This window comes from Moorena sp. SIO3I6 (genome assembly GCF_010672095.1).
In genome coordinates this window covers 1-9,687 of sequence record NZ_JAAHHU010000198.1, presented here as the reverse complement: position 1 = coordinate 9,687, position 9,687 = coordinate 1, and the positions used below count along the sequence as shown (strand labels likewise).

Genomic DNA, 9,687 nt, shown 5'->3' with positions numbered 1-9,687 from the left:
GGGGGATCTCCGAGTTTGAAGACAGGCCCTAGGGGTGGGCTAACCAGGATTTTCGGCCTGTTCGCCCCTGATGGAAATAGCCCACCCCGTAACGCACCACTTTTTAGTTAATTTCAAGACCATACATTCTAAATGGACAACAGCTTAGGAGTCAATGCTTGATAAGTGGTTAGGAAAAAATAAGTTAGGGAAAAAAATCCTGCCTAAACCAGCACAACTGAGTGCTAGTGTGCGGGTAATTGGAGACCGTAAATCTGGCAAAACTACCTACATGGCTGCCTTGGCTCGTTGGCCTGGAGCTGACCCCTCCACCAGTCCAGTGCAGACAGTAACACCAATTAATGAAGATGGGGAAGCACTAATCGCCAAAGCCAAGAACCTTTTAGAACAAGGGGAGCAGTTAGAAGGGACTCCCTTGGATGCTAATGTCGATGAGGTTAAAGATTATAGTATCGAGATAGTTCTGAAAGACCAGTGTTCCTGGCAGCGGCTGAAAAGGCTCAACATCAATTGTAAAGACTATTCTGGCGAGTTTTTCCAAGATGTGTTGTACCAATCCGGTACGCCCTTGCTTGGGGATTACCTAGAAGATGCCCTGCAAGCCAACGGCATTATGTTACTGCTTGATGGCTTAGCTCATCGCAAAGACAAAGAGTATGCCAATGGTCTGGATAAATTTTTGATCGCACTAGACCGAGCCGAAACAGGGGTGATACACCGGCGCATTGCCCTAGTTCTGACTAAGTGCGAACAGCCTGAATTATGGGTCAATCGCCATCAACCTAAGTATGTAGCAAACGCTCGCTTTCCTGAAGTTATGAAGAGATTGCAGGCTTGGGAGCAATCTGGACCTGGAAGCATTGATTGCTTCACTACCTCAGCTTTTGGCATGTTGGGGGAGCGCCATCCAGAACCAAACATGAGGCGTATTAGTCGAGACCGTGAGGGAATTAAGGAATCAATCCTGAAAAATCCCCAGGGTTGGAAACCCTTTGGCTTAGTAGCTCCGATTTACTGGCTTTGTACTGGCCAACGCCATAGAAAATTAGACCAGGAGTGAAACAATGGACTCTTTTAATGATAATCCTAATACTATTACTGTTGACATTCACGAATTTAGCACTGGTATCAACGCTGAGATGACCCCAGATGGGGGCTGGATATCCAGAGGCTTCACTGGACGGTACATGAATGCCACTTTAGACAAGATTCCCTATACGGTGGAGCGCGCGATCGCTAATAAACGATTTGCTGTAGTTGAGGGTGCTAATAGTAACCAGCCAGCAGTAATTGGTCGAGTTGTGCCAGGAGAGCCGGATTTGTCAGTGGTGGCAGTGGTGACTCGGGGTAGGGATGATGGGGGAAGACCCCTTTCCGTGTATCGTTATTTCCTCTGTCAGGGGGCAGATAGTCTCGGTAAAATCCTGAGCTGGATGGAGGACTATGCCCAGGGAGAAGGCCATCTGCCTGTTTTTAATCCTTTTGAGACTAGAGTAGATCCTTTAGAAGAGATTTCTATACCACTTGAAATCCCCTCAGAGAAACTTGAGCAGGATTTTAGAAATGAATCTGTGCCGATAGTGCTCTCACGGGAGTATCAGTATAATAATTTCAGACTGATTAACAAAATAGCTGAAATAAAAGCTGGAGCTGAGCCGGTGTCCTGGGCTTACAATGCTGAAGCCTTAGAGAACCCTTGGAGCTTTGTTGTGATTCATCCAGCCAGTGAGCGTGCCTATGGAAGTTTTCTGGAACTGAAGGATAATCCTCCCTTAGCTGTGATGCCAGCAACGGTAGACGAACAGGCACTAAAGTCAGCAATTAAACGCTTGATGAACAGTTCTCAGGTGAAATCAGAAGCGGTTCTTGAGATAAAAACGGCATTAGGGAACCAAAAAATTACTTCAGACTACTGGCACAGGTTATTTGATGGTCAAGGAGCCCAACATGCTCTGACTCAGAACTCATATACTCCTCAATTCGTAAGATTACTAACTCTCAGAGCCATGGTGATTCCAGAAACCCTACCAGAGTTTTTGGTTTGGTTTAATCAGAACGATCGTAGGAGTAAACATGACAAAAACCAAGATATATTCGTAGAGTTTCAAAAGGCTATTGGTTCCGAACTACCACCGGAGCGACTTGCTAAGGACATGAACGGAATATTGCCTGAACTCCTAGCAGGAAAAATCACTCCTGAAGCTGTTTGTTGGTTACTAAAAAATGATAAAAGTGCCTGGAAGGGTTCCCGCCAGACGTTTATAGATGATGTTAAAACTTATTTATCAGAAAATGGCCAATATCAAGACTACAAACAGTCTGCTAATCCTCTGTATCAATTGAGTGATTTACTTAAAGATAATTCTTTAGATGCCGTTTTGAATAAGCTTGGTTTTGAAAAACAAAAAAATAAGCCAATAATTAATATAAATGGTTTTATTATATTAAATAAAGTCTTGATTAAATTAAATAATAAATTGCTTATAAAGCCTATACAAGTAATGATTAAGTCACATAAAAAACATAAAAAATCAAACTATATATTTGAAAAGATAAAAATAATCATAATTATAGTATTCATGGCTTTCGTGAGTAATACATTGATTAAAATTGACAAACAAACAGCTGAATTGTCAAATTATGTAAAAAATTCCCAGTGGAACCCTAAAATGACTGAAGAGTCTAAGAATCTAGCATTAAAAAAAATTGATGTAACCAGTCAATCAATTCAGGATATTCTCAAAGAGCTGGTTAATGACACTAAACTAAAACCTAAATTAGAAAAAAATAAAAAAGAATTAAAAGAGGATGATAAGCCCTATGAACCAGATGATCAAGTTGCCAATGCAATCAAAGAAATTCTTCAAAATCAAGATCTGCAATATCCTGAAATAACTAAGAATAAAAAAGAAAAAGAAAAATGGGTACAGGCTATATACAAATATCAAAAAAGTCAAAGAATTATTCCTAATGGAATCATACTCAAGCCCAATGTAGAATCAGAAAATAGTGATTATACCTATAATATATTAATGAATCAAACAAAAGAACATCTACTCAAAAAGCTGAATAAACAAAACCAACAATGACATCAAAAAATGCGGATTTACATTTACATACTAGCTGGCATAACCTCAGCATTAATTGGCTGGAATATAGGTCAAGTCGCAATTACTAACCTAGGCTTGTCAAGGCTAATTCCAGAAGAAATTGTCCTATTTCCCTGCATTGCTATCTCCTTAGCGGTGGGGATGGTAATTAATGAAATCTTTATTAGTAACCCCACCAGATTTAAACTAAACCTCCGCATTGCCAAAATTCCGATCCTGATTGCTGCTGCCTTAGGAATTATCATCGGTTTAATTTCTGGAGTGATTTACCAAATCCTATTATTATCTCCTATTCCAGGAATTATTATTAGACCCCTAAGTTGGCTCTTAATTGGTAGCTCAGTAGGCTTGGCAGAGGGACTGACTTGGTGGTGGCGCAGTGTGGAAGCAGGGGATCCCAAACGCTTCCAACAACGGTTAAGAACTAGTATGATTGCTGCTAGTGGTGCAGCGTTAGTTGCTGCTCTGCTGTTTGAATCGATGCGCCCACTGTTGAGTGAGATCGAAAACAGAGGTTTTGAAGACCCTCTAGGATTCTCGATTTTAGGCTTAGTGCTCGGTTTAGTGTTTAGCATTACCAATTCACCAAGTTATATGGCAGCACTGAGAGCGGGTGGTGGTTTTGAATACACGGGAGATAACTATGAAAATATTGAGCCAGGGGTGATAAACGTAAATAATCCTTTTCCCAAAATCGACAACCCTTTACTGAAATTTGTCAGTAAAAGTAAAGCCGATGAAATCGAAGAGGGGTTGTCAATTCAATTACCTGCTAGTGGCACGATTAGAATTGGCTCTGCTGTCAAACAGGCAAACCATAAAGGAGGCTCTGATATTTATCTGCCTGGAAGGCCACTCCATGTAGCAGACATAGTCGTGATGCAGCGCCAAGCAATTTTATCTCCCAATCCCCTACATTTCCATACTATCGAAATTAACGGTAAACCCTTGAAAAACCGCGACGAGATTATTTTGAAACATAACCATGTATTGACCTTTAAAAGCCTTTACCCAGGAGGTAAAAATGAAGAAAAAATCTATCGCTTTGTCTACTACAATCGTTTCTTTGACCCGCAAGCTTAGTTGGCTAATGTTGTGTGCAGGTTGCTTTAGTTATCCTAGTGGAGTACAGGCACAAGAAGCGAAAATTGTTAATGCCACCGTTGACGATGAACAGGTCACAATTCGCATCGAAGTCAAAAATAAATATGACCAACCTGTCACCAATCTCACCGATGAAAATTTCCAGGTCTATGTCAATAATGATCCAGTTCCCTTTAAGCCCAAGCATTGGAAAAATCCCACAGAAGCTGAACAGCCTTCGGCCTGGATTATCTTCCTACTGGACATGAGTGGCAGTATGAAAAATGACGATAAACCAGACTCTAGCCAAAGCAAACTGGAGGGAGCCACTGCAGCGATTCGGGAATTTATCAAAAATACAGCAGATCGCAGTAGTGATACTCAAGTAGCAATTGTTCCCTTTGGTGAACCCCATCCCAAAGATTGCCCAGATGGCGGCTATCCTGTTAATCAAGCCACACTCAATAAATTTTTTCCTGTAGGAGACCCCGGACTCCAAAACTCTCTTGATGAGCTTGCCAGTGAAAGACCCTGTGCTGCCACTAATGTCTACGAACCCCTGACTCAAGCAGTAAATTTCTTAAGTGAGGAAAGAGGTGACCCTCGCTTCTATCCGAAAAAAGAGAAATTCTGGCAACCTGAGCCTCAACAGCCCCGACTTTCGATTATTCTTCTATCTGATGGTTATCACAGTACATCGCCAACCAAAGAAGCAGAAGAACAGGAATTTGAAAAACTCAAGAGACTGATCCAAGACAATGATAATATTATTGTGCATACTTTGGGCTATGGCTTAACACCTGGAGAGTTGGCCGAGAAGTATAGAAACAATGGCTTTTCTAAACAAGAAGCAACAAGGGAAGACGTTTTTTATACTGAGGATGGCAAGAAAAAATTGCCACCAAACAAAGTCCCAGCAAAAGAGTTCGTAGACCGCGATCGCTTAGACGAAATTTCCAGGACTACTGGAGGAATTTTTCAAATTTCAGGGGATGCTCAAGAAGTTGGCAAGTCCTTGAAAGTATTCCTTGATGCTCTGCTCGGTGAGTATGAAATCACCTACAATGACCCCAACCCGATACGGGCGGAAAGGCATCAGGTTCAGGTTAAAGTTGATTCCCGACATGTTTCCACAGGACGCTCTGAACCTAAACCTTACAGAATTACCTCCTTCGGGTGGTCACTTCCCTTCCCGATTAGACTGACCATGTTTGTTGGTACGTTCGTCGTCATGGGAGTTGGAGGTGCAGTGCCATTTTACTTCTGGGGACAATATCTAAAGCGAGAAGAACTAGAAGATTAATATATCAAAGGGAACAGGGAGTCGGGAGTCGGGAGTCGGGAAAAGGTAACGCGATCGCATCATCTCCAGCACAACCGGTAGAGTTTTCTTCCTGGTCTAGTTCACAACTACACCATTATAATTACTAACCCTATCTGGAAGGAGCCAAACAATCTTGTTTCCCGATTCCCAATTCCCGTTCCCCTCCTGGGAGGGGTTAGGGGTGGGTTCCGATTCCCAATTCCCGATTCCCGATTCCCGATTCCCGATTCCCGATTCCCGATTCCCGATTCCCGATTCCCTAAAACAAAACCCAATTGATAACTCCTATAAAATGGTAAACTATACATTCATTCTCCATATAAAGGAGATAGAAGATGAATTCAGGTATGCCATTACTCTAGACAAAAGTCAGGAAGATAATCCCGCTCTATTTTTTACCTTATCAGAGCGAGAAAAACTGAGAACTTGGTTTCAAGAGCAAAGCTTATGCAAAATTAATGATTATCATCTCGCTAAAATTATAAAAACCTGGATACAAGACATAGAAGAAGGCTTTCGATACAGTTCAATTACTCTGGATTTGCCTTTAATGATCGAGTCAGATATCAGTAACCTGAAAGAATCCGGTAATCAAGAAATCCCCCATCCAATTTACCCAGATTTGTCGGGGATAGAACCTATTTCAGGAATGTTGCCGCCGTTGAATTTTAATTAGACTTATTGTATAATTTGGTAACAGGGAGTAGGGAGTAGGGAGTAGGGAGTAGGGAGTAGGGAGTAGGGAGTAGGGAGTAGGGCATCAAAAATTATCACAATTCATTTATTATCTCTATATTTATAAATGAATTGACAACAATGATTAGAGTTTTTGACCGGGTGCATCTCATTTTTGCTGTTTGGGTGGTGCGTTACGGTGCGGGCTATTTCAACAAGGCACGAACAGAACATCAGGGCGAGCCCACCCCTAACGCACCCTACGCAAAATTTGCGTTTTTGATAACTATGAGGTACACATAATTTTTTACCTGTTCACAATTACGAATTTGCCTATTCCCTATTCCCTATTCCCTATTCCCTGCTCCCTGCTCCCTGCTCCCTGCTCCCTTTTTAGTTCAATCCTATGTTCACAACTCAAATAAAAACCCTATACAAAAATGAGTAATCCACCCTTAGATGTAACAATCACTCCTCATCGTGAATTTCTGCCTGCGGATACCCCAGACCAGAAACTATTTGTGATGTTGAAACTGCGACCAACTAAAGATGTGGCAGTCCAGCTACCCTCAACTAGTTTTGCTTTTGTGATCGATACTAGTGGTTCCATGTATGAAGTGGTGGAAGGGGAGACAAAACCCACAGGCAGATTTTACACACAGGATGGAAAAGACTATGAGGAAGTGATCGGCGGCAAAACCAAGATCGATATTGTGATTGAGTCACTGTTAAATTTAGTGGGGTCTAACCAGTTAGGTGGAAGCGATCGCATCGCCATTATCCAATTTGACGACCAAGCCTCTACTATTGTTGGACTAACACCAGCAACTCAAACTATCGAGTTAGAAGCAGGGATTGAGACACTCCGCAACTACAGTGGTGGCACCTGCATGGGCAAAGGGATGGAGCAGACCCTGACTATGCTCTCTGGTCAAACCATGACCAGTCGTCATGCTTTAATCTTTACTGATGGTCAAGCCTTTGATGAACAAGAATGTCGGGAACTCGCGAAACAATTTGCCGAAAACGGTATCCCCATTACAGCCTTGGGAGTTGGTGACTACAATGAAGACTTACTGATCAACCTTAGCGATACTACCGCTGGTCACCTTCACCATATCGTTTCAGGAGATGCCACAGGTACTGATGTTGCTATTAGGGACTTACCCCAAATCCTGTTTAGAGAATTTAGCCAAGCCCAACAGGAAGTGATTAATAACCTTACCCTTACTGCCAAGACAGTTAAGGGGGTAAAACTCACCCGTGTTGTCCGGGCTTACCCTGATCAAGCGGAATTTCCCCTGATTCAATACCCCTATCTGATTGGCACCGCTATCGCTAATGATGAAACAGTCTTTATTCTGGAATTCAGCATCGACAGTCACGCCAGCTCCCGTGTACGTATTGCTCAACTTGGTTTAACCTACGATATTCCAGGACAAAATCGCCGAGGTGAGCTGCCACCTCAAAATCTCGTAGTTCAATTTGTTGCTGGTCAGAGCGGAGCGGCACAAGTAGACCCAGAAGTAATGGGTTATGTACAACAGTGCAATATTTCTGAGCTAGTCACTCAAGCCACCAGACTGGCTGATAGTAATCCCGAAGAAGCAGGAAAACTCTTAGATACTGCCCGTCGGATGACAGTTAGGATTGGCAACCAAGCCATGCTTGACTCTCTCAATCAAGCTCAAGACGAGTTACGCAAAACTCGCAAGATTTCTTCTGGAACTCGTAAAACCATCAAAATGGGTTCCAAAGGTAAGACTATCAAAATGAGCGGAGATATTAATACTGAACTTTCAGAAGAACAGATCCGTAACCTCTCAGGAACTTAGACCGTCAGCGGTCAGCAGTCAGCAGTCAGCGGTCAGCCGTCAGCCGTCAGCCGTCAGCAGTTCACGGTGCGTTACGGTGCGGGCTGTCCCAACCACGAAGAGCTTGAACATCAGGACTCACCCGCCCCTAACACACCCTACGCACTCCCTGTTCCCTACTCCCTGCTCCCTGTTCCCTGCTCCCTGTTCCCTGCTCCCTATTCCCTATTCCCTATTCCCTATTCCCTATTCCCTTTATATATATTTACTCACCAAGGAATGATAAATGATTACCTGCTCAACTTGTGGCTATGATAAAAACCCAGAAGGAACAGAATTCTGTGAGGCTTGTGGTTCTGAATTACAATCCCAAACCCAAGTAGCACCTGAATCTCAAGCACCAAACCTAATCCAACCTCCTCAGCCGGATCCCTGGAAAACTACACCAGCACAACCTCTTGATCCCCCTCCATCAATCACCCCAGACTCACCCCAACCTGAGCCCTTTATACCTCCAACTCCTCCTATTACTAATACTGCTTTAATAGCGAGACTGATTGCTAAGCAAGCTGATGCTCCTACCCCAGAATTCCCGCTAGATGATAGCAATCTTATTGGCATCTTTGATCCAGATATGGGTCCTGTTGATATTGACTTAGAGCCATTTGTCGGTAACGAGACAGTCTCCCGCCATCACGCAGAAATTTATCGAGAGGGAGGGCAATGGAAAATCAAAGACCTTGGTTCTACCAATGGTGTTTTTATCAAGCCTGCTGGTAAAACCCGCTTCAATGCCAAAATTACCCGACCCGAAACCATCAATCCCGGAGATGAAATTGCGATCGCTAAAATTCGTTTCCTCTTCCAAAGCCCCTAAGCTGACGGGTATAGGGTGTGGGGTGTGGGGTGTGGGGTGTGGGGTGTCTCACAGGGGTAGGTTTTTTACATTTGGGTCCTGCCTCACCCCCAACCCCCGACCGGTCGGGGGCGGATCACAGGGAGAGGAAAAGGAAAACAACGAAGAAGCGATGCAGCAAGGGAACAGGCTCGCGCTTTGGATCGCTTTCTTATCACCCACACCCTACACCCCACCCCCTACACCCCACACCTCACGTCTTTGTTAAAAACCTACCCCTGTGAGCTGCTCCCTGCTCCCTGCTCCCTGCTCCCTAATCTCACAACCATGGAATTTCAATCAATACCAGCTTATGACCAATGGTTTAGTCATTGAACAAGATGCAGAATTCGTGATAGACCACTATCACGTCAAAGTCCGGTCATACCTAGGTCAATTGACAGTAGGTATTCACTACTTTGAAGTCAACCTTGAGTCTACCGACCCCAGTCCCACTACAACCAACTTGGCCTTGCTGCGTGTGGGGTCTAGTGACGGTGGGCTAAGTCGAGAATTACAGCTACGGGAAAAGCTAGGTAACTATGCCATGATTGCCGAATTACTAGCTAGTACCATCCAAGACTCTGTGGTTATTAACCCTAGGGCGTGTTTTCAAAGTTTTCCGCAAGATTATGATCCCCCCCAGCCCCCCTTAATAAGCTATCCATTAGGCAAAAGTAGTCGAAACAGTGATAGAGACTAGGATTTAGGCAAGGATTGGGAGAGGAGTGGTGAGAGCCATTATTAAACTAACAGGGATTTCCCAAGACTGCGGTCGCAAAATCA

Annotated in this window: 10 protein-coding genes; all 10 read left to right on the top strand. The window is 43.5% G+C overall.

The annotated features are described in order from the left end of the window. Positions 1–154: 154 nt before the first annotated feature. The 10 genes from F6K49_RS30875 (at position 155) to F6K49_RS30830 (ending at position 9,604) form a co-directional block, all read left to right on the top strand. Complete coding sequence (locus F6K49_RS30875) at positions 155–1,060, top strand: hypothetical protein (RefSeq protein ID WP_293102789.1); 906 nt, start codon at positions 155–157, stop codon at positions 1,058–1,060. 4 nt (positions 1,061–1,064) lie between these two features. Continuing rightward, positions 1,065–3,089 (top strand): hypothetical protein, encoded by a 2,025-nt coding sequence (locus F6K49_RS30870; RefSeq protein WP_293102786.1) that lies wholly within the window; start codon positions 1,065–1,067, stop codon positions 3,087–3,089. Between the two features lie 9 nt (positions 3,090–3,098). Further along, entirely contained in the window at positions 3,099–4,193 is a 1,095-nt protein-coding gene (locus tag F6K49_RS30865; RefSeq protein WP_293102782.1) for a hypothetical protein, read from the top strand. Continuing rightward, entirely contained in the window at positions 4,135–5,496 is a 1,362-nt protein-coding gene (locus F6K49_RS30860; protein WP_293102779.1) for a vWA domain-containing protein, read from the top strand. The genes F6K49_RS30865 and F6K49_RS30860 overlap by 59 nt, the downstream gene beginning before the upstream one ends. A gap of 154 nt (positions 5,497–5,650) precedes the next feature. Beyond that, positions 5,651–6,193 carry a hypothetical protein gene (locus tag F6K49_RS30855; RefSeq protein ID WP_293102776.1) on the top strand — a complete coding sequence of 181 codons (543 nt, stop codon included), beginning with the start codon at positions 5,651–5,653 and terminating at the stop codon, positions 6,191–6,193. A 439-nt stretch (positions 6,194–6,632) separates the two neighbouring features. Further along, positions 6,633–8,027, top strand: coding sequence for a VWA domain-containing protein (locus F6K49_RS30850; protein ID WP_293102773.1), 1,395 nt, complete (start codon positions 6,633–6,635; stop codon positions 8,025–8,027). Between the two features lie 66 nt (positions 8,028–8,093). Continuing rightward, positions 8,094–8,321: a hypothetical protein gene (locus F6K49_RS30845; protein ID WP_293102770.1), complete on the top strand. Its 228-nt coding sequence runs from the start codon at positions 8,094–8,096 to the stop codon at positions 8,319–8,321. Then, positions 8,293–8,883 (top strand): FHA domain-containing protein, encoded by a 591-nt coding sequence (locus F6K49_RS30840; protein WP_293102767.1) that lies wholly within the window; start codon positions 8,293–8,295, stop codon positions 8,881–8,883. Before F6K49_RS30845 ends, F6K49_RS30840 begins: the two co-directional genes overlap by 29 nt. 177 nt (positions 8,884–9,060) lie before the next feature. Further along, positions 9,061–9,237, top strand: a complete 177-nt coding sequence (locus F6K49_RS30835) for a hypothetical protein (RefSeq protein ID WP_293102764.1) — start codon at positions 9,061–9,063, stop codon at positions 9,235–9,237. Then, complete coding sequence (locus F6K49_RS30830; RefSeq protein ID WP_293102761.1) at positions 9,215–9,604, top strand: hypothetical protein; 390 nt, start codon at positions 9,215–9,217, stop codon at positions 9,602–9,604. Before F6K49_RS30835 ends, F6K49_RS30830 begins: the two co-directional genes overlap by 23 nt. Positions 9,605–9,687: the final 83 nt, after the last annotated feature.